The sequence below is a fragment of the Salegentibacter salegens genome (assembly GCF_900142975.1).
Taxonomy (GTDB): domain Bacteria; phylum Bacteroidota; class Bacteroidia; order Flavobacteriales; family Flavobacteriaceae; genus Salegentibacter; species Salegentibacter salegens.
Map to the genome: position 1 here is coordinate 316,241 of NZ_LT670848.1, position 21,403 is coordinate 337,643.

The following is a 21,403-nucleotide window of genomic DNA, read 5'->3' on the forward strand; positions in this document are numbered from 1 at the left end:
ATGGAAAAATAAACTGAAATGTGACGAAAGTCACAAAATGAAAGATGCCTGAAAATTTTCTTCGGAAATAATTCCGACACTATTTTCAGGCATCTTTTAAAAGCTATGCATCCATATATTCCTCAATAGGAGGGCAGGTGCACATTAAGTTTCTGTCTCCAAATGCTTCGTCTACCCTTCTTACGCTTGGCCAGAATTTATTTTCTGATACGTAATTTAACGGGTAAGCCGCTTTTTCTCTTGTATAAGAGAATTTCCATTCATCTGAAGTTAGCATGGTAATAGTATGTGGTGCGTTTTTAAGCACGTTATCTTCTTCGCTATCCAACTCTTCAATTTCCTTCCTAATAGAAATTAATGCGTCACAGAATCTATCCAGTTCAGCTTTGCTTTCACTTTCGGTAGGTTCTATCATCATAGTTCCTGCCACAGGGAAAGAAACAGTAGGGGCGTGGAAGCCGTAATCTATCAATCGTTTGGCGATATCCACCACTTCAATGCCATTCTCTTTAAATGGACGACAATCTAAGATCATCTCGTGAGCGGCGCGACCACGTTCTCCAGAATATAATGTTTTGTAATGTTCGTTTAAGCGCTCTTTTACATAGTTGGCATTAAGAATTGCATATTCCGTAGCTTTCTGAAGTCCTTTGCTACCTAACATGGTTATATAACCATAAGAAATAAGGCAAACCAAAGAAGAACCCCAGGGTGCTGAAGAAATTGCGCCAATAGCATTTTCTCCACCTGTTTTTATTACCGGGTTTCCGGGTAAAAACGGTTTTAATTGTTCTGCAACGCAAATTGGTCCAACTCCGGGGCCACCGCCTCCGTGAGGGATTGCAAAGGTTTTATGTAGGTTTAAGTGACAAACATCGGCGCCAATTACTCCAGGATTTGTTAAGCCAACCTGGGCATTCATATTTGCACCATCCATATAAACCTGCCCGCCATTATTATGAATAATTTGCGTGATTTCTTTAATAGCTGATTCAAAAACCCCGTGGGTAGAAGGATAGGTTACCATTAAAGCAGCAAGATTATCTTTGTGTTTTATCGCTTTTTCGCGAAGATCGTCTACATCTATATTTCCGTTTTCTGAAGCTTTGGTTACTACCACTTTCATTCCCGCCATTACTGCGGAAGCTGGGTTGGTACCGTGAGCCGAAGAAGGAATTAAACATATATTTCTATGGCCTTCACCTTTAGATTCGTGGTAAGCTCTAATCGTCATCAAGCCGGCATATTCTCCCTGCGCACCAGAATTTGGCTGAAGCGAGGTTGCAGAAAATCCAGTGATCTCTGTTAATTGATCTTCCAGTCTTTTTAAAACGATCTGGTAGCCTTCAGCTTGTTCTACCGGTACAAATGGGTGAATATTTCCCCATTGCGGATTGCTTAATGGAAGCATTTCTGAAGCTGCATTTAATTTCATGGTACAACTTCCAAGGGAAATCATAGACTGGTTCAAAGAAAGATCTTTGCGCTCCAGTTTCTTGATATAACGCATCAGTTCAGTTTCTGAATGATAAAGGTTAAAGACTTTATGCGTTAAAAATTCGGTTTTTCTCTGTAATGCTGAAGGAATTGCAGATTCCTCTTTTAAGCTTTCAATTTCAGTAGATTTTTCACCTGAAACCGTAGCGAAAACCTTCAAAATATTATTGATGTCTTCCTGGGTTGTAGTTTCATTTAAAGAAATACAAACCGTTTCGGCATCGGGATAATAGAAATTGATTTCATTCTTTTCGGCTTCAGCTTTAATTTTTTGGGCTTCAGCTTTAACCTGAAGCGTATCAAAATAAGCTGAATTAAGCTGCTTAACACCCATTTTCTCAAGTTCTTCAGCTAAAGTAACTGTAGAAAAATGAACGGTATCAGCGATATATTTTAAACCATCAGGTCCGTGGTAAACTGCATACATTCCTGCCATCACAGCCAGTAAAACCTGTGCAGTACAAATGTTTGAAGTCGCTTTATCGCGTTTAATATGTTGTTCCCTGGTTTGAAGGGCCATTCTCAAAGCATGATTTCCATCAATATCTTTGGTTACCCCAATAATTCTTCCGGGAAGATTTCTTTTATATTCTTCTTTAGTAGCAAAATAAGCTGCGTGTGGCCCACCATATCCTAAGGGAATTCCAAAACGTTGGGTGGTACCAACAACCACATCTACACCAAGTTCTCCCGGTGCCTGTAGTTTAACCAAACTCAAAATATCGGCAGCAACAGCTACTTTTATCTCGGCATCTTTACATTTTGAAACAAAATCGGTATAGTCAAATACCTGTCCGTATTTGCCGGGATATTGTACTAAAGCTCCAAAGAATTTATCACTAAAATCAAATTCTTCGTGATTGCCAACCACTAGCTCGATTCCCATAAAATCGGCACGCGTTTTAATAAGATCTATGGTTTGCGGTAACGCCTGTTCAGAAACAAAGAATTTATTTACTTCGTCTTTCTTCTGCTTGCGATCGCGAACAGCGAATAAAAGTCCCATAGCTTCTGCCGCTGCGGTAGATTCATCTAAAAGCGAGGCATTGGCAATTTCCATTCCGGTAAGATCGCTTACCATAGTTTGGAAATTTAATAAAGCTTCCAGTCTTCCCTGGGCAATTTCAGCCTGGTAAGGCGTGTAGGCCGTATACCAACCCGGATTTTCCAAAATATTTCGTTGAATCACCGCCGGTAATATTCCCTGGTGGTAACCAAGACCTATATAGGTTTTAAAAACCTTGTTTTTAGCAGCTAGTTTACCAATATGCTCGGCATACTGATTTTCGCTAAGTGCAGAAGGTAAATTTAAGGGTGATTTTAAACGAATATCGTCGGGGATGGTTTCGTATATTAACTGTTCTAACGAATCTACACCAATGGTGTCCAACATTGCCTGGAGATTGCTTTCTCTGGGGCCAATATGGCGTAGGGCAAAAGAATCTGTTCTCATTAAAATAAAGTTGTGTTTTGAGCTGCAAAAGTACATATTTTAAACGTAATTTTTTAGTGATTAGGCGTATACACTTGTTAAGATTTATGACGTCAGTTTTGGTTGCGGGAAGAATGATTAATTTAGCAGGATGCAGCGTTTTAAAAATATATTAGATTTCTATATAAATAGTAGTCTGCACGTGGCTTTGGCGGTGGTTTCATTAAGCTTAATAAGCTTCCTGGAATTCAATATTGAAATTGATAAAAACCTGCTATTTTTTATTTTCTTCGGAAGCATTACCGGTTATAATTTTGTGAAGTATGCCGGCATCGCTAAACTGTATCACGCCAGCCTTGCCCGAAACCTAAAATTGATACAGATTTTCTCCTTTTTTTGCTTCGTGGCTTTTTTGTATTTTGCATTTCAGCAGGAATTAAAAATACTTTTAGCTTCCGCTATTTTAGGCATTTTCACTTTACTTTATGCGATTCCTTTAGGAAGAAATAGGCAAAATCTTAGAAATATTGGTGGTATTAAGATTTTTATTATCGCCGTTGTTTGGGCGGGAGTGACCGCAATTTTACCGTTGATGGAGCAAGCTGCTGTAAAAGAGATTAGCATCACATTTTTTCAGCGTTTTTTCTTTGTGATTGCTATAACGCTTCCGTTTGAGATAAGGGATTTGAAGTTCGATTCTGGGGATTTAAATACTATTCCGCAGCAAATTGGAATAGTAAATACTAGAAAAATCGGTTATGTATTATTGGGAATTATAATATTCCTGGAATTACTGAAATCTTATTTTTCAATAATCAACTTAATTGCTTTAAGCCTTACCTTATTGGTTTCGGCATATTTTATAAAAGCGGCACGGATAGATCAGGGAACTTATTATTCAGCTTTTTGGGTGGAAGGAATTCCGGTGTTTTGGCTTTTAGTTTGGTTGCTGGCTAAGATTCTCCTTTAGCCATTTCTTTTTCAATGCTGTTTTTCCAGGCCTTTTTTTCTTCTTCAGAACAAGTTTTAAGCTTAGATTTTTTTATTAAATGAGTGAGTTTGGTGTTTTTTGAAGTGTACTTGCGGCAGGGTCTGCATAAAAGCAAGTGCATGAGCATTGAGATTTTCTCGCGTGTTCCAGCCTCGTTATATTGGCTTTTGTCGCAGCAATTTTCTGCTTTTGAACAGTCAAAAATGAAAAATTTTCTTTTCGGCATAACTTAGAACCAGTTTTTTTCAAGGCATGCGGCCAATGCGGTGCGTGCCCTGTGAATGATTACCCAAAGGTTAGACGGACTAATATTGAATTCTTTACATACGGCCTCAGTATCAGCCTCATCAATGGTTTTCATCTTAAAGATGGCGGCGTGTTTTTCGTTTATTTGATCGAGACACTCTAAAATAGCCATTCCCAACTCGGTGTTTTCCATTTCATCCTCGGCAGTACGATCAAAAGCATCTGCTACCTGTTCTTCCATCCAATCACCATTATTTTCAGAATCTGAATAATTGATACGAACTTCAGCCTGACCTTTTATAGAGTTTATCTTTCGGTAATAATCTATGATTTTTCGTTTTAAAATGGAAATAAGCCAGGTGCGCTCTGTGGCTCTTCCTTCAAAATTATCTTTAGAATTAAGGCCTGCAAGAAAAGTTTCAGAAATTAAATCGTTTGCCACCTCGCGATCGTTAACCCTAACAATAGCGTAATTAAACAGGTAGTCTGAATACTTATCCACCCATTTTGTAGGATCGAGTTTATGAGTTGGCATAGGCTTGCTTCAAGATCAAATCAAAATTAACAAAAGTATTTGACATTATAAGTTATAGATCTTATAAGGTTTTAGGCAAAACAATGTTTGATTAAATAGTCTAAGATTTTCGTCAAGCTGAACTTGTTTCAGCTTCTAACATGTTAGATCCTGAAACAAGTTCAGGATGACGATTATTTCAGATAGCCTCTTTATTAATATTATTTCTCAATTAATCCGGCACGTTTTAATAAGGCATCGGGTTTGGGTTCTTTTCCTCGGAATTTCTTATAAAGCGTCATCGGGTGATCTGTACCGCCCTGGGAAAGTATATTTGTCTTGAATTTATTCGCAACTTCCCTGCTAAAGATCCCGTTTTGCTGAAAATATTCAAAGGTATCGGCATCTAATACTTCTGCCCATTTATAGGAATAATAACCTGCAGAATAACCGCCCTGGAAGATATGAGAAAAAGCTGTACTCATACAATTTTCGGCAACATTAGGAAATAATTTTGTGTGTTCAAAAGCTTTGTTTTCGTTTACTTTTACATCGTTAATTGCTGAAGGATCTAATCCGTGCCAGCTCAAATCCAACATTCCAAAACTCAATTGTCTTACTGTGGCCATTCCTTCCTGGAAATTAGCCGATTCTTTTATTTTCTGAACCAGTTCCATAGGAATTACTTCCCCGGTTTCGTAATGTTTAGCGAACAACTGAAGCGCTTCTTTTTCATAACACCAGTTTTCTAATAACTGACTTGGAAGTTCTACGAAATCCCAATAAACATTTGCACCCGATAAACTTGGATATTCAGTATCTCCCAACATCCCGTGTAGCGCGTGGCCAAATTCGTGAAAAAGCGTGGTAACTTCATTAAAAGTTAATAATGAAGGTTGTTTTTTAGAAGGTTTGGTGAAGTTGCAAACAATAGAAATATGTGGCCTTTCTTCCTCGCCATCCTTCTTGTATTGCGATTTGTAACCCGTCATCCAGGCGCCATCTCTTTTTCCAGGTCTTGGATGAAAATCGGCATAAAACAGAGCCATCTCTTTATTATTCTCATCAAGTACCTGGTAGGTTTTTACATCTTCATGATATTTATCTACGTCAAAAACTTCTTTAAAACTCAAGCCGTAAAGTTTTTGTGCAACAGTAAATACACCGTCTATCACATTCTCAAGTTTGAAATAAGGTTTCAGTTTTTCGTCATCGAGATTAAATAATTTCTGCTTTAATTTTTCGCTGTAAAAAGCTGCATCCCATTTTTGTAACTGGTCGATTCCGTCCAGTTCTTTTGCGAAATTTTTTAATTCTGCAAATTCACGTTCGGCGGCAGGTTTTGCTTTTTCAAGAATTTCCTCTAAAAAGTTGTTTACTTTTTCGGGAGTTTCAGCCATACGCTCTTCTAGAACAAAATGTGCATGGGTTTTATAACCTAAAAGTTGAGCGCGCTGGTATCTTAGTTTAGCAATTTGCAACACATTTTCCTGGTTGTCTAACTTATCGCCGTGGAATCCTTTAGAACCAAAAGCAAGTGCCATTTTCTTGCGCAGTTCCCTGTTTTCGGCATATTTCATAAAAGGAAGATAGCTGGGGTATTCTAAGGTGAAGATCCAGCCTTCTTTTTCTTTGGAAGCTGCTACTTGCGCAGCTTCTTCTTTAAAACTTTCCGGTAGGCCTTTTAAATCATTTTCATCGGTAAGATGTAATTCGAATTTATTGGTCTCTGCAAGTACATTTTGGCCAAAATCAAGGCTTAGTTTTGAAAGTTTTTTATCTATATCTCTAAGTTCGTTTTGCTTTTCAATTGGCAAATTGGCTCCGTTTCGAGAGAATGCCTTGTATTTTCGATCTAAAAGCGTTTTTTGCTCGGTATTCAGGTCAAGCTGGTCTTTCTTATTGTAAACCGATTTTACTTTTTCAAAAAGTGCTTTATTCAGAATAATATCATTTCTGAATTCTGATAAAAGCGGAGAAACTTCCTGTGCGATTTGCTGAATTTCTTCATTAGTTTCCGCAGAATTAAGATTGAAAAATATACTGGTTACTCTATCTAATTTTTCTCCTGAAAATTCTAAAGTTTCAATGGTATTTGGGAAAGTAGCTTCGTCTGCATTTGATGCAATAGCATTGATTTCTTCCCGAGCCATTTCTATAGCTTTTATTATAGCGGGTTTAAAATGCTCGTTTTCAATTTTTGAAAACGGAGCGTGATCAAATTCCTGTAAAAGTGGATTATTGTGAGTGGTCATTATCTCTTATTTATTTTAATGGTCTAATGTATTTATTAATCGTCGGGGGATCGAGCTACTAGCTGTTCTTAACCTAAATTTGACGTTTTTAATAACTTTTTTTAACACAAAACAGTATTTTTTATAAAAATAATGTATATTCGACGCTTAAATTATTGTAGTAGCTTAAAAGTTTTTTCTGGTTTAAATATTTAGAATGGTTAATAAATAATTTGTACAGATTTAGGTAAGTTTACTACAAAGAAAGCCACGTCGCAAGACGTGGCTTTTGTTATTTTTTCACCTTTTTAGCGCCTTCAATCACTTTTTCTTTAAGTCCTTCTTTATAGACTAAAATCTTATCTAAAGTGCATTTATCTGAAGTGCCAATAATTTGCGCCGCAAGTATTCCTGCGTTTTTAGCTCCATTAAGAGCTACTGTAGCAACTGGAACTCCGCCGGGCATTTGTAAAATAGATAAAACAGAATCCCAACCGTCTATCGAGTTGCTGGATTTCACCGGAACCCCAATAACTGGAAGCGGTGAGAGCGATGCAATCATTCCCGGCAGGTGAGCTGCGCCTCCGGCACCGGCTATAATTACTTTGATTCCGCGTTCGTGTGCGGTTTTTCCGTATTCAAATAATTTTTCTGGGGTGCGGTGAGCAGAAACGATATCTACTTCTACTTCCAGATCAAAACCTTCCAGGATATCTATCGCATCCTGCATTACCGGTAGATCACTGGTGCTTCCCATTATTACTGCTACTTTGCTCATAATTTTATGTTCAAAAAACTTCGAAAAGTTTATTATTTGGAAATAACTTTAATTGAATTCTTAACCTCTTCGGCTATTTTTCTTGCTTCAGCCAGGTCTTTGTTTACGATGGTTACGTGTCCCATTTTTCTAAAAGGGCGGGTGATTTTCTTACCGTAAATATGAGGCGTCACGCCGAGCATCTTCATTATTTTTTCAATATTCTCATAAACTACTTCACCTTCGTGAGCTGCATCGCCCACTAAATTTACCATAATTCCGCCGACTTTACTATCGGTTATTCCTAGCGGAAGATCTAAAATAGCACGAATATGTTGTTCGAACTGGTTAGTATAGCTTGCTTCAATACTGTAATGGCCGCTGTTGTGAGGTCTAGGCGCAACTTCGTTTACCAGGATTTCATCATTTTCTGTCTGGAACATTTCTACCGCCAGTAAACCAACATGCTCAAATGCTTCGGAAACTTTAACCGCGAGTTCCCTGGCTTTTGTTGCTACGGAATCTTCAATTCTTGCCGGGCAGATCACATATTCTACCTGGTTTGCCGTAGGATGAAATTCCATTTCTACCACAGGATAGGTTTTTACTTCACCTGAGGCCGATCTTGCAACGATTACCGCCAATTCATTTTTAAACGGAACAAGATTCTCAGCAATACATTCGGCATCTGGAAGATCGTTTAAAGCTTCTTTATTTTTTACAACCGAAACCCCTTTGCCATCATAGCCACCGGTAGTGCTTTTCCAAACAAAAGGAAAACTGATTTTGCTGTTTTCCAGAGCGGAAATTAGATCTTTCTTCGATGAAAAAACTTCAAAATCAGCGGTTGGGATTTGATGTTTTTTATAGAAATTCTTTTGAATTCCTTTATTCTGTATTTTCTCTAAAGTCTCAGCCGAGGGATAGGTTTTAATACCTTCCTGCGCCAATTGCTTTAAAGCCTCAATATTTACTCCTTCAATTTCAAAGGTGAGTACGTCAACTTTTCTTCCGAAGTTAAGAACGGTATCAAAATCCATTAGATCACCGGTCTCAAAATAATCGCAAGCAATTTTGCAGGGCGCTTCAGGATTTGGTTCCAAAACATTGGTTTGAATATCGTATTTACGAGTTTCGTAGAGCATCATTTTGCCTAACTGCCCGCCGCCAAGTATTCCTAATTTAAAGTTTGAAGAAAAATAATTGATCATGCCGTAAAAGTTTCAGCAAAAATAAATTTTTAGGTCAAGTTGTGCTATTATTCTTATGGAAATCTGGCAGTTTGGGTTATTAAGAATCCTTATCTTTGCTCTTTAAAATTTTTCAGATTTGATAAAACTACACGATTTAGAATTTGAGCCCTACATTTCAGAGGAAGAGATCAACGTGGCCATAGACAAAGTAGCCCAAAAGCTTAACGAAGATTATATGGGTGAAAATCCTATTTTTTTAGGGGTGCTTAACGGCTCCTTTATGTTTGCCAGTGAAGTGATTAAAAGATTTTCTGGAGATTGCGAGGTAAGTTTTGTGAAACTTGGTTCTTACGAAGGCACCAGAACTACCGGGAATGTAAAGACGCTTTTGGGATTAAACCAGTCACTGAAAGGCAGAAAAGTAATTTTGCTGGAAGATATTGTAGATACCGGCAATACTTTAGAGGAAATCAATAAAATTCTTTTAAAAGAGGAGGTTGCCAATTACGAAGTAGCGACTTTGTTTTACAAACCTGAAGCTTATAAAAAAGAATTCAATATTAAATATAGGGGAATTGAGATTCCTAATAAATTTATTGTGGGTTATGGTTTGGATTATGACGGTCTTGGACGTAACCTAACACAAGTCTATAAACTTAAATAAAAAAACATGACAAATTTGGTTTTGTTTGGCCCTCCTGGCGCCGGCAAAGGAACTCAGGCAGACATCTTAAAGGAAAAATATCAACTTATTCATATCTCTACAGGAGATGTTTTTAGATATAATATTAAGAATAAAACCGAATTGGGATTGCATGCTAAATCTTTTATGGATAAAGGCCAGTTGGTTCCTGATGAGGTGACCATAAAAATGTTGAACGCTGAAGTGGATAAAAACGAAGGCGCTAACGGATTTATTTTTGATGGTTTTCCAAGAACTGCAGCCCAGGCTGATGCTTTAGCTGAATTGTTGAAATTGAAGAATACCGAAGTTACCGCGATGATCGCTTTAGAAGTGGATGATGAGGTTTTGGTGAATCGATTATTGGAAAGAGGAAAAACTTCTGGAAGAAAAGACGATGCTGACGAATCGGTAATACGGAATAGGATTAAGGTTTATTACGATGAGACTGCGATCCTGAAAGAATATTATAAAAAACAAGACAAATATTACGGTGTAGATGGAGTAGGTTCTATTGAAGAAATTACCCAACGCCTTAGTGCTGTAATAGATAGGCTACAAGCTTAATCGCTCATTGAGGGTTTAATTTCCCCGAGGCTTGTCACGAAATAATAAAATAGTTTACTCGATAATCGAGATTTAAATGCTCCGAGGTTTGCCTCGAATCAAAATATTTTTTTATAAAATGCCTCGTGAGCTTGCCCCGAGGTAGTTTACTATTTAAACCTCCTGGGCTTTTCCAGAGGTTTTTGATTAAATTTTTAAAATATGACTGAAGGGAATTTTGTTGATTATGTAAAGATACACGTAGCTTCTGGAAAAGGAGGAAGTGGATCTTCCCACCTGCACCGTGAAAAATACGTTGCGAAAGGCGGGCCCGATGGTGGCGATGGTGGTCGTGGTGGCCATGTAATTGTGAAAGGGAACAAAAACCTCTGGACATTATATCATTTAAAGTTTAAAAGGCACATAAGAGCCGAACACGGGAGTAACGGGAGTAAACAACGAAGTAGCGGTGCAGAAGGTGACGATGAGTATATTGAAGTGCCATTAGGCACGGTAATTCGCGATACAGAAACCCAGGAAATTATTCACGAAATCACCGAAGATGGCAAGGAATATCTCATTGCCGAAGGGGGAATGGGTGGCCGTGGTAACTGGCACTTTAAGAGTTCTACGAATCAAACGCCAAGATATTCCCAACCCGGCATTGATGGGACTGAGGTAGACATTACCCTGGAGTTAAAAATTCTTGCCGATGTTGGTCTGGTTGGTTTTCCAAATGCCGGAAAATCTACTTTACTTTCGGTTATTACAGCCGCAAAACCTAAGATAGCCGATTACGAGTTTACTACTTTAAAACCCAATTTGGGGATTGTAGAATATCGTGATTTTAAAACCTTTGTAGTTGCCGATATTCCGGGAATTATTGAAGGTGCTGCGGAAGGAAGAGGAATTGGACATAGATTTTTACGCCATATAGAACGAAATTCTACTTTATTGTTTTTAGTGCCTGCTGATGCGCCCAATATTTCTGAGCAATACGAAATTCTATTAGATGAACTTCGCAGGTATAATCCTGAAATGCTGGATAAAGATAGACTTATCGCAATCTCAAAAAGTGATATGCTGGATGCCGAATTAAAACTGGAAATGAAGCACGAATTAGATAAAAATTTAGGAGCTCCTTACCTGTTCATTTCATCGGTTGCGCAACAGGGTTTAACCGAACTTAAAGACAGGTTATGGGAAATGCTAAATAAGGAAACTTCTTGAATTATAAGGTTTAAACGCGTATAGAGATCTTGGATTTGTGTTAATCTTTAGATTTTCTGAACGGTTTTTGATTAAATTTATGCAGCGTTGATGTATTTCAACGCTGCATTTTTTTGTAAATAAGTCAAAAATTCAATCTTATGAAGCTAATAAAATTACTTTTTGTTTTTGCGATAATTTCTTCCTGCAATACTCCAAAGGCGGTTTATGATTACGATGATACGGTGAGTTTTAATAATTATAAAACCTATCAGCTTTTTCCTGATTTTCAATCTGGGCTTTCCCAGTTAGATGAAACCCGGCTTATTGCCAGTTTAAAAAACGGAATGGAAAATGAAGGCTTTTCAACTTCTGAAGAACCTGGTGTTTATGTAAATGTTTATTCCCGAGAGTTTATGGATCAAAACCGAAGCAGTATTGGCGTTGGAATTGGCGGAGGCGGCAGAAGTGGTGGAGTAGGAGTTTCCGGAGGAATTCCTATAGAAAATAATTCTGTTATTCTTGAAGTAACAATAGACTTTATAGATGTTACTGAAGATTCTTTGATTTGGCAGGCCGTGGTAGAAAGCAAGTTTAACCCTAATTCTTCTCCTGAAAAGCGCAGGGTTATGTTTGATAAGATGGTTCAAAAGGCTTTGGAAGGTTATCCTCCAAAAAAATAATTTATGTAGTGGCTTTTTCTAAATTCAACTTATTGAAACTTTTGTAATAAAAAAGCCCCGGAAATTTCCGGGGCTTTTCACATTTTGGTTGGTTAGTTAGTAGCTAACCTATGGAAGATTTATTCTTCTTCCATTTCTTCAGAATCCATAGTGTCTTCATCATTCATAATGGTGAATTCACTACGCCTGTTCTTAGCATATTGGGCTGAAGAACAACCTGTAGGTTGTGTACAATCATTAAGTGGCATGCTTTCTCCATAACCTTTAGAAGTTAACCTGCTACGGTCTATGCCGTTTTCAACAAGATACTCTAAAGTAGAAGCTGCACGTCTCTCAGACAGTCCCATATTGTATTTGTCTGAACCTCTTGCATCAGCGTGAGAGCCAATTTCAATTTGAAGTTCAGGATACTTGTTCATAATATTTACAACTTTATCAAGAGTTGGTTTAGATTCGTCTTTAATTGTTGCTTTATCAAAGTCGAAGTAAATGTTACCAACATCTCTTAATTGTTGTCTACCTGTCTCAAGGTTTGTTTCTCTATCATCGTAATCAACAACAGGAGGAACATAATCTTCTCTGGTGAACACATAAAGGTTATCTGATCCTCTTCTGTTAGAAGCAAGATATCCTTTTTGGTTTTCTTCATCAATAATGAATGCGAAATCGTCGTGACCACTGTTTACCGTGTTACCAAGATTTTGAACTTCAGCGAAATCTCCTTCAGCTCTAAATACATCTAAGTTACCAAATCCCTGGTGACCATCTGAAGCGAAATAAAGTACTCCTTCTTCACTAATGTAAGGAAATTGCTCACGGTGTGGAGTATTAACTCCGGTCCCAAGATTTTCTGGTTCACCGTAGGTTCCGTCTTCATTTACATCTACAACATAAATATCAAAAGAACCTTCAGAACCTGGCATATCGCTGGCAAAATAAAGTTTGCTACCATCTGCACTTAAGCTTGGGTGTTCAGTAGAAAATTCGTCACTCGTAAAAGGAAGCGCTTCAATATTGCTCCATTCACCATCTACCATTTCAGCACGGAAGATTTTAATATGACCAACTCTAATTCCTTCTTCGTTCTTCACTCTTTTTTCGCTGTTACGGTCAAAGTACATTACCTGGCCATCTTCGCTAAAAGTTGCAGAACTTTCGTGCTCATCAGTATTAATTTTATCAGAAAATAAAACGATGTCACTTAGTTCTCCGTCTTCAGACATTTCAGCAGAGTAAAGATCTAAAGTTGGTTTTTTGTTCCATGGGTAAACCGGACGCTCCTGATTTCTTGTTGAAGCGAAAGTAATTCGGTCTCCAAAAAAAGCAATACCAAAATCTGCTGAAGCACTGTTGTTCATGATTTGCTCGGTAGTATAAACATGAGGTGCCACAGTATCTAATTTACGTGCAAAATCCTCGTGGTTTACATCATCACCAGTAAAATCACTCATATATTCATCGGCGTCATCCTGGTCCCCGGTTGCGCGCAAAGAATGTGCGAATCGAAATTTATACGCAGGTTCTGTGATATCTTCGTGTCTCAGGAAAAGTGTGCGGTAAACTTCCGCAGCACTCTCCATTTGATTTGTGTAGAAGTATGCATCTCCAAGGTTTTGTAAAACCTCCTGATTTTTATCTACAACTTTTTCATAAGCTTCTGCAGCGTCAATGTAAGCTCTTTGCGCAAACAATTTTTCTGCTTTCTTTATTTCGGCACTTTGCCCAAAAGCGGCAAGGCCTATAAAAAGAATAAAAAGGGTACTATATAAATTTTTCATATTATTCGTGTTTTAGAAGAATCTAGGTGATTTGTCATATCCTTTGGTAAGGCCAAACAGGTCAAGATCAAACAATAACATTACCTCGTGAGTTCCGCCTAAATTGTAATTAGCGAATTCTGAAGTAAAGTGATCGTAAGCATACCCTACACGTAGTGATGGGGTGATCTTGAAGTTTACAAGTCCTGTGATGGTTTCATTAAATCTGTAACCAACACCGGCTTCAATCCTATCGTATAACAAAACGTTTGCAGTAACATCTACTGCCAACGGAGCACCTTGAACACCTCTTGCCATAAAAGCAGGCTTCAATTTAAGATCTGGGTTAAGTTGAAAAACGTATCCACCAGTTAAGTAATAGTGAATTGCTTCTTCACCTAAAGCCGCAATCTCTTGTTCGTTCTCAATGTATTTTGAAGTAAACAGGTTAGGAGCAGAAGCACCTAAATAGTAATTATCTCCAAACCAAAAAGCACCAAGTCCAAATACCGGGAAAACTTCGTTTACATTTTCCAAAGCAGGATCTCCCGGTTGATTTACTTGCAATCCTGAAAGGTTTGCATCAAAAGTGGTAAGACCACCTTTAAGACCAAAAGAGATTTTACTGTTTTCCCCTGCTGGAAGTACATAAGCGAAATCGGCAGTAATATTGTTTTCTTTAACAATACCACCAATTTCATCGTGAACTACGGTTAAACCAAGTTCTACTCTTTCACTTACAGGAGTGTGGGCAAAGAAGTTGGCGGTGCTTGGAGCACCGTCAACATTTTGCCATTGAGATCTGTAAATACCCCCCAGGTTTAGCATACCGGGATCATCGGTAGCGTAGGCTGGGTTTATTACACTCATATTATACATATACTGAGTGAACAGCGGGTCTTGCTGAGCCATACCCTTTACTGAGAAAAGGATAACGACTGCGAATATTAAATATTTTGTGATTGTTTTTTTCATTTCTTTCTAATGTTTATCCTTTTATATTATCTGTTCAAGTATACTTTACCCTGACGTGGCTCTGTGCTTCCGTCGTTAAAGTCTACCACATAGAAATATACACCTACTGGTAATACATCGTCTCCAAGACTACCAGATTGGTTAGAAGTTCCATCCCACTCAGGAGTAGAAGCGTTTCCTTTATATACTGCATTACCCCATCTATTAAAGATTATTACATTAAAGTTAGGATAATCATTCTCTAGGAAACCTATAGAAAATGTGTCATTTTTATTATCACCATTTGGTGTGATCGCTTCCGGAATAATAGCACACTGTTCTAAAGTAACTGTAACAGCTAATCTTTCTGAACTTTCGCAACCATTATCTGAAATAAGAGTAGCATAGTAAGTAGTTCCATCAGTTAGTGTAGCATTATTGCTTAAAGCAGTCATACTATCGGCTGAATCATACCAGGTTACTTCTCCACTTTCATTTATTTCGGCAGTAAGGGCTGCAATTGTTGGATTGTCAAACTCACATAGTTCGTAATCTGAACTGATAGTAGGAGCAGGAGAATCTACAATATTAACAGTAAGTACTGCTGCCTCAGATTCGCATCCTTCATCAGATGCTTGAGTCACATAGTAATCACCATTTATCAATAGGTCTTCTTGGCTAACCATCATTGTGAGGTCGGCATCAGAATACCAGGTTAGGTTAGTTCCATCAGCCTCTAGACGAGTTGCGGTTTCACCATCTATTGCACAGAATGCAACAGCTTCACCAGTTGTTGGAGCTTCTGGAGCTTCACCAAGAGTGATAGTGATTGTAGACATATCGTCTCCACCACATTCAGCATTTTCTCCGGCAGTAACTGTATAAATAACCTCATAGGTTCCAGCTTCAAAACCGGCTGGGTCCATAATTCCGTCGGCTACAACTTCACCCTCTAAAGTGAACTCACCATCTATATCTGCATCTGCAGAAATTAAATCGTAAAGATCTTGTTGACCGTCATTACTACAAACTGTTACAGCCATATCTTCACCAGCGTTAGCGCCTTGAGCGAAAGTAATAGTAATTCTGGCTTCATCATCTGGACAGGCTTCGTTTGTGCTTGAAACGGTATAGATATACTGTCTTGCAGTATCTACAGATGGGTCGAAAATAGTTGTTCCACTTGCCAGTGCTGGAGAGATTGTTCCTCCCTCTTCTGCTTCACCCAAGATAGATGGGTTTAAAACGTCAAGAATATCAAAGGCATCATCACTGGTACATACTTCTAGAAAAGTAGTAGCTCCTGCATTTGGCGAATCGTCCAAAGTTACGTTTACCGAATCTCTGTCTTCACAGGTTCCATTTATATTTCCTGCAAAGTAAGTTTCACCATCTTCAAGAATAGTGTCATCATCTAAAGCTGTTTCACTATCTGCTGAGTCATACCAAACCGCGTTAGCAGGTAATAGGTCAGAAACTGTAGGTTGTCTTGCTTCATTGCCTTCTCCTATAGATTCACAGAAAGCTTGTTCGCTTTCCGTTACTTCTGGGCATTCCTCGATTGGTTCATCAGAGAATGTAACTGTAACTGTTGCTGAATCCTGACATTCATTTTCATTTGTTACGGTGTAAGTATATGTTCCGGCTGCATCAGTAGCAGGATCAAAAGAACCATCGGTATTACCAGGTGTCCAGGTTCCACCTTCATCAGGTGTACCGTTTAAATAAGCGAACAAGTTTACAGGATCATCTTCTCTAGTAAACTCAACATTTCCATTTTCTCCAGCATTTGGTCCCTGAAGAACTTCTACTGAATAAATAGCAGAATCGCTTCCAGTTACACAATCGGAAGTAGGATCTACCGTAAAAGTGAAGGTGAAAGGTCCTACGCCACTAGTAGAAGGACTGAAAATTCCGTCTTCTAATTCTTCAAAATAACCTTCTTGTGTCACATCTTCACTTAAATAGTCAAATAAGTTAATATCCGCATCAGTTGAGCATACTATGATGTTATCAACATCACCACCCGCATTAGCTTCTTCTGTGTCATTTATGGTAATGGAGAGTTCTGCTGAGTCTATACAGTTTTCATTAGTTACAGTATAGGTTGTAGAGAAAGTTCCAATTGGATTTGCAGAGAATGTTGCATATAGATCCATGGGAGTTTGGCCCTCCGGGAAGGAACCATTTTGATCCCTGTCTCCTAAAAGTGAGGTGAAGATTTGTAATACTTCTACTTCGGTCATTTCTTCAATATCTGTAATGCAGTATTCCAGATTCACGTTATCACCTGCATCCGGGGCTTCATTTACAGTAATTGTATAAATAGCTTCAGATACACCATCAAAACAACCAGATTCTGAGCTTACAACGTAAGTTATTTCAGTTGTATTTAGGTTGTTTGCTGTGTCAAAGTTTCCATTTTCATAACCTTCAAAAATCCCTTCAGTGGTTGTTCCTTCTGGAACTAAACTGTATAGATCTACTACACCTTCGTTCGAACAATATTCTGCCTGAACATTGGACCCTGCATCAGCTTCTAATGCATCCTCTATAGTAATAGTAATTCTTGCTTCATCATCTGGACAGGCTTCATTTGTACTTTGGACTGTATAAATATACTGTCCTGCTGTATCAGCTGATGGGTCAAAGATTGTAGTTCCACTAGCTAATGCTGGAGAAATTGTTCCTCCCTGATCTGCTTCACCGAGGATCGATGGATTTAGCTCATCAAGAATGTCGAATTCTTCACCAGTGCTACATACCGTTATAGAAGTTGTAGCTCCTGCATTTGGGGAATCATCCAAAGTTACTGTTACCGAATCTCTTTCTTCGCAGGTTCCATTTGTATTTCCTGCAAAGTAAGTTTCATCATTTTCCAGAATAGTGTCATCAGCTAAAGCTGTTTCACTATCTGCTGAATCATACCAAACTGCATTAGCAGGTGATAGGTCAGAAACTCTAGGTCTTCTAAAATTATTGCCCTCTCCTATAGATTCACAGAATGATTGCTCGCTTTGAGTCACTTCAGGACATTCTTCAATTGGTTCATCCGAGAATGTTACAGTAACAGTAGCTAAATCTTGGCATTCGTTATCATTAGTTACGGTGTAAGTATAAACTCCTGCTTCGCCTGTAGCAGGGTCAAACTCCCCATCTTCATTCCCTGGACTCCAGGTACCACCTAAATCTGGATCATTGCCTAATAAATAGGTGATTAGATTAACGGGATCATCCTCTCTGTTAAATTCGATACTTCCATTTTCTCCTGCATTTGGTCCTTCAAGTACGGTAATTGTAATTCTTGCTTCATCGTCTGGGCATTCTTCGTTTACGCTTGCAACGGTATAGATATACTGAGTTGAAGCATCAACTGCCGGATCAAAGATTGTTGTTCCACTTTCCAGTGCTGGAGAAATTGTTCCACCCTGATCTGCATCACCGAGAATTGATGGATTTAAAACGTCAAGAATGTCAAAAGAATCATCAGTGCTACATACCGTTATAGAAGTAGTAGCTCCTGCATTTGGAGAATCATCCAAAGTTACGGTTACCGAATCTCTATCTTCACAGGTTCCATTTGTATTTCCTGCAAAGTAAGTTTGGTCATTTTCCAGAATAGTATCATCTGCCAAAGCTGTTTCACTATCTGCTGAATCATACCAAAATGCATTAGCAGGTGATAGGTCAGAAACTGTAGGCCTTCTAAAGTTATTGCCTTCTCCTATAGATTCGCAGAATGATTGTTCGCTTTCGGTTACTACCGGACATTCTTCAAGAATAGTTACTGTAACAGTAGCTGAATCTTGGCATTCGTTATCATTGGTTACCGTGTAGGTATAAACTCCTGATTCGCCTGTAGCAGGATCAAAGTCCCCATCTTCATTTCCTGGACTCCAGGTACCATCTAAATCTGGATCATTGCCTAAATAGGTGATTAGATTAACGGGATCATCCTCTCTGGTAAATTCGGCTGTGCCGTCATCGCCGGCATTAGGAGATTCTTCTATATTTAAATCAATTGTAGCTGAATCCTCACAATTGGTCTCGTTATCTACAACAGAATAGGTGACAGAAAAGCTTGTTTCCCCATTGTTGAATTGAGTAAATAAAGATGAACCAATTTGCTGAAGAGTAAATTCTTCAACTTCACCTGTGCTATTATCGTCAAATACACCACCTTCATCTCTTCCTTCGATTAATGAAGAAAACTCTGCTATTAGTTGAATAGGATTTTCTAATTCTGAACTACAAACAGTCTCGTTTAAATCTTCTCCTGCATTAGGAGCTTCTTGAACGGTAACTGATATAGACGAAGTGTCGGTGGGGCAGTCATCATTTCCTTCTACTAGGAAGCTTTGAATAAGTAATGGTTTTTCTTTTATTTCTCTTTTCCGAGAATTTTTTTGGACTATTTTGCCTAAATCCTTGACTTTTGGCCAATTTTTTTCATCATTTTCGTTATTTTATTCCCTTTTTGTTCCAACACTGCGCACGTTCCCACGTTTTAGGCTTTCGAGAGCAGATAACTGGCCCGAAAAATATTGTACAGGATGCAGTTGAAGTCAAACCTTAATTCGTTCCTTGCCATTGTTTTAGCAACCGTTCTTTTGTAGTTCAACTTTTCCTTCAAATAGGCGAAAGGGTGTTCAACCTTGCATCTTATCTTTGATTTCTTCTTGTTGTTTTTCTTTTGCGTCGCGGAGAGTTTCCGCTTTCGTGTCCCTTTGTCCAGCATCCCGTAATAAACACCCTCTTTCCTGGCCTTTCGCTTGTCGGCAATAGTGCCATAGGCGCTATCGCCAAAAATCATCTGCTCATCGCCGCTAAGGAGTTCATCTTTTAGCTGGGAATCATGAGGACGTGCCGAAGTGAATGTCCTTTTCCTTATCAGCTCACTGCCCACATCGGTTCCAATATGACCTTTATAACCAAAATATTTCTTCCCCCGCTTTGCCGTGGATTGGGCATCGGTATCTATTTGCGCACTCGGGTGTTTTTCCAGTTCTTCCCGCCGCTCCTTGCTCAACGGCTTGGTGGTGGACTGAAGGATGGTGGCATCTACACTCGTTCCTTTTTTCAGCAACAAACCTTTTGATTCAAGACTGGCCAAGATCAAAGCAAACAACCCATCCATCAAGCCTTCCCGTACCAAGGCTTCTTTGAACCGCCATATGGTCGTGAAATCTGGCACCGTGGTAGTGTAGTTGATCCCTGCAAATTTTTGAAAACTCAAGCGGTCGTTGACCTGATCCTCCAGTTCCGGGTCGCTCAGGTTATACAGGTGCTGAAGAAAAAGCATTTTGACCTTAATGGAAAGATCGCGGTGCGGCGCTCCACCGATAACTTTATTGGTGTTGTCCACTGCCTGCACCAGATTGAAGACTTTGTCCCATTCCACCAAATTATTGATCTTGTTTAACTTGGAGGATACCCTGCTGGGCTTTCTACTGCGTCCCAATTCTATATCGGAAAAACTTAACTGGCTCATAGGAGATGGTTTTTGTAAAGCATGAAATTAGTGAAAACCAACCATGCACACAAATTTTTTATGCTATGTTTGTAAGGGGTTATGCAAAGGATTCTACTATATAAGTGAAGTTATAATTGCCAGGTTCGTATTCGGATGGGTCAAATATGTTATTTTCGAGTGTAGGACTAAAACTTCCGGTTTGATCAGGAGCTCCTAATTGAGAATCGTTTATTCTATCCACTAAATTTTCTGGTTCGCCATTCTCACAAAAACTTGTTTGAGTAGTGCTTCCAGCATTTGGAGTTGAGAAAAAATCTGCAGTAACTCTTAATTGGCTACATTCGTTATCACCATCTCTGTTAAAATAATCTTCTTCATCAACTAATTCAGTGTTTGGATCTAAAGGTTCTGTAGAGGTTTCATCAGCAAACCATTCTCCAGCAGGACTTAAATCCTGTACCTCAGGACCTCTAAAATTGTTTCCTTCTCCTATAGATTCACAAAATCTTTGAGTTTCTTCGGTTAAATCTGTAGGAGTAAGTTCTACCACGACTTCAGCTCTATCTGCGGTTGGAGTTTCGCAAGGAGGAGTGATGCGTTCTGCATCATTCACAACTTGTCCAACGTAGTAAACCTGTCCTGAGATTAGTTCAGTGCCAGCTGCTAAAGGAGATGTCGCATTTCTTGAACGGTACCATCTAATGGCCTGAGTGTTATTATAAGTGCCTTCCGCTTCTAAATCAGCCACAGTTGATCCTTCGCATAAAGTTTGTGAAGTTTCAGTATCGGGAGCTTCTATTTGATTTGGATCGTAACCAAAAGCTACTCTTTGTGAAGGACAATTGCCTGGTTCAATTGTAGAGATTGGAACCTGAGCAATATAATAACTATTACCAGCAACAAGTTCACCGGTGAATTCGTCACTTCCTTCTTCCGTAGTATATACCGCTATTCTATAGTTATTTTCATCATCTACAACAAACAAATCACTTAGATCGCCCTCATCAAAATTAGTAGGTGTACAATTAGAAAAAGTGAATCCGCTAGATCGATCGTTGGTTATTGTGTTTTGCGGTAACAACTCGCTTTCTACAACTACCGTGATAGTTATACGCTCGCACTGACCAGACTCTCCACCTACATAATAGGTTTCTCCATCCACAAGATATTCATCTTCGGGAATTGGTTGAGTGTCATTTTCGTTATCGTCAGTTTGGTAAACTGGATAACCATCT

Annotated in this window: 15 protein-coding genes; 5 read left to right on the forward strand and 10 right to left on the reverse strand. The window is 38.7% G+C overall.

The genetic code is table 11. The features are described 5' to 3' along the window. Positions 1–103 precede the first annotated feature (103 nt). The gene (gene gcvP, locus B5488_RS01335) at positions 104–2,950 is read right to left on the reverse strand and encodes an aminomethyl-transferring glycine dehydrogenase (RefSeq protein WP_079733637.1); all 2,847 of its coding nucleotides are present in this window, start codon (positions 2,948–2,950) and stop codon (positions 104–106) included. Between the two features lie 130 nt (positions 2,951–3,080). Between gcvP and B5488_RS01340 the strand changes: the two genes are divergently transcribed. Beyond that, entirely contained in the window at positions 3,081–3,899 is an 819-nt protein-coding gene (locus B5488_RS01340) for a UbiA prenyltransferase family protein (RefSeq protein WP_079733640.1), read from the forward strand. A 250-nt stretch (positions 3,900–4,149) separates the two neighbouring features. Here B5488_RS01340 and B5488_RS01350 read toward each other — a convergent pair whose 3' ends face one another. The 4 genes from B5488_RS01350 to B5488_RS01365 form a co-directional block, all read right to left on the reverse strand. Further along, positions 4,150–4,701, reverse strand: coding sequence for a sigma-70 family RNA polymerase sigma factor (locus B5488_RS01350; protein ID WP_037319151.1), 552 nt, complete (start codon positions 4,699–4,701; stop codon positions 4,150–4,152). 200 nt (positions 4,702–4,901) lie between these two features. Next, positions 4,902–6,935: a M3 family metallopeptidase gene (locus B5488_RS01355; RefSeq protein ID WP_079733644.1), complete on the reverse strand. Its 2,034-nt coding sequence runs from the start codon at positions 6,933–6,935 to the stop codon at positions 4,902–4,904. A gap of 271 nt (positions 6,936–7,206) precedes the next feature. Then, on the reverse strand, positions 7,207–7,692 hold the full coding sequence (purE, locus tag B5488_RS01360; RefSeq protein ID WP_037319155.1) for a 5-(carboxyamino)imidazole ribonucleotide mutase: 486 nt from the start codon (positions 7,690–7,692) through the stop codon (positions 7,207–7,209). A gap of 32 nt (positions 7,693–7,724) precedes the next feature. Continuing rightward, a complete protein-coding gene (locus B5488_RS01365; RefSeq protein ID WP_079733645.1) occupies positions 7,725–8,882 on the reverse strand; it encodes a 5-(carboxyamino)imidazole ribonucleotide synthase in 1,158 nt (385 codons plus the stop codon). 118 nt (positions 8,883–9,000) lie between these two features. Here B5488_RS01365 and hpt point away from each other — a divergent pair, with 118 nt between their 5' ends. The 4 genes from hpt to B5488_RS01385 all read left to right on the forward strand — a co-directional run bounded on the left by hpt (position 9,001) and on the right by B5488_RS01385 (position 11,984). Beyond that, entirely contained in the window at positions 9,001–9,528 is a 528-nt protein-coding gene (gene hpt / locus B5488_RS01370) for a hypoxanthine phosphoribosyltransferase (RefSeq protein ID WP_079733646.1), read from the forward strand. 6 nt (positions 9,529–9,534) lie between these two features. Beyond that, entirely contained in the window at positions 9,535–10,113 is a 579-nt protein-coding gene (locus B5488_RS01375; protein WP_079733648.1) for an adenylate kinase, read from the forward strand. 201 nt (positions 10,114–10,314) lie between these two features. Next, positions 10,315–11,322 carry a GTPase ObgE gene (gene obgE, locus B5488_RS01380; protein WP_079733649.1) on the forward strand — a complete coding sequence of 336 codons (1,008 nt, stop codon included), beginning with the start codon at positions 10,315–10,317 and terminating at the stop codon, positions 11,320–11,322. A gap of 140 nt (positions 11,323–11,462) precedes the next feature. Then, complete coding sequence (locus B5488_RS01385; RefSeq protein WP_079733651.1) at positions 11,463–11,984, forward strand: DUF4136 domain-containing protein; 522 nt, start codon at positions 11,463–11,465, stop codon at positions 11,982–11,984. Between the two features lie 119 nt (positions 11,985–12,103). Here B5488_RS01385 and B5488_RS01390 read toward each other — a convergent pair whose 3' ends face one another. From B5488_RS01390 to B5488_RS01410, 5 genes are all read right to left on the reverse strand, one after another. Next, positions 12,104–13,762: an OmpA family protein gene (locus B5488_RS01390; protein WP_079733652.1), complete on the reverse strand. Its 1,659-nt coding sequence runs from the start codon at positions 13,760–13,762 to the stop codon at positions 12,104–12,106. Positions 13,763–13,774: 12 nt separating this feature from the next. Then, the gene (locus B5488_RS01395) at positions 13,775–14,716 is read right to left on the reverse strand and encodes a PorP/SprF family type IX secretion system membrane protein (protein WP_079733653.1); all 942 of its coding nucleotides are present in this window, start codon (positions 14,714–14,716) and stop codon (positions 13,775–13,777) included. 26 nt (positions 14,717–14,742) lie between these two features. Further along, the gene (locus tag B5488_RS01400; protein WP_079733654.1) at positions 14,743–18,330 is read right to left on the reverse strand and encodes a gliding motility-associated C-terminal domain-containing protein; all 3,588 of its coding nucleotides are present in this window, start codon (positions 18,328–18,330) and stop codon (positions 14,743–14,745) included. Between the two features lie 872 nt (positions 18,331–19,202). Further along, a complete protein-coding gene (locus tag B5488_RS01405) occupies positions 19,203–20,186 on the reverse strand; it encodes an IS5 family transposase (RefSeq protein ID WP_079733655.1) in 984 nt (327 codons plus the stop codon). A 79-nt stretch (positions 20,187–20,265) separates the two neighbouring features. Further along, positions 20,266–21,330 carry a hypothetical protein gene (locus tag B5488_RS01410; protein ID WP_154045340.1) on the reverse strand — a complete coding sequence of 355 codons (1,065 nt, stop codon included), beginning with the start codon at positions 21,328–21,330 and terminating at the stop codon, positions 20,266–20,268. Between the last annotated feature and the right edge of the window lie 73 nt (positions 21,331–21,403).

Bases quoted from the DNA above. Each gene is read 5' to 3' on its own strand.
- purE (WP_037319155.1), bottom strand. From the start codon at position 7,692: ATGAGCAAAGTAGCAGTAATAATGGGAAGCACCAGTGATCTACCGGTA.
- B5488_RS01375 (WP_079733648.1), top strand. From the start codon at position 9,535: ATGACAAATTTGGTTTTGTTTGGCCCTCCTGGCGCCGGCAAAGGAACT.
- B5488_RS01355 (WP_079733644.1), bottom strand. From the start codon at position 6,935: ATGACCACTCACAATAATCCACTTTTACAGGAATTTGATCACGCTCCG.
- B5488_RS01405 (WP_079733655.1), bottom strand. From the start codon at position 20,186: ATGAGCCAGTTAAGTTTTTCCGATATAGAATTGGGACGCAGTAGAAAG.
- B5488_RS01340 (WP_079733640.1), top strand. From the start codon at position 3,081: ATGCAGCGTTTTAAAAATATATTAGATTTCTATATAAATAGTAGTCTG.
- B5488_RS01385 (WP_079733651.1), top strand. From the start codon at position 11,463: ATGAAGCTAATAAAATTACTTTTTGTTTTTGCGATAATTTCTTCCTGC.
- B5488_RS01395 (WP_079733653.1), bottom strand. From the start codon at position 14,716: ATGAAAAAAACAATCACAAAATATTTAATATTCGCAGTCGTTATCCTT.
- B5488_RS01350 (WP_037319151.1), bottom strand. From the start codon at position 4,701: ATGCCAACTCATAAACTCGATCCTACAAAATGGGTGGATAAGTATTCA.
- B5488_RS01390 (WP_079733652.1), bottom strand. From the start codon at position 13,762: ATGAAAAATTTATATAGTACCCTTTTTATTCTTTTTATAGGCCTTGCC.
- B5488_RS01365 (WP_079733645.1), bottom strand. From the start codon at position 8,882: ATGATCAATTATTTTTCTTCAAACTTTAAATTAGGAATACTTGGCGGC.
- obgE (WP_079733649.1), top strand. From the start codon at position 10,315: ATGACTGAAGGGAATTTTGTTGATTATGTAAAGATACACGTAGCTTCT.
- gcvP (WP_079733637.1), bottom strand. From the start codon at position 2,950: ATGAGAACAGATTCTTTTGCCCTACGCCATATTGGCCCCAGAGAAAGC.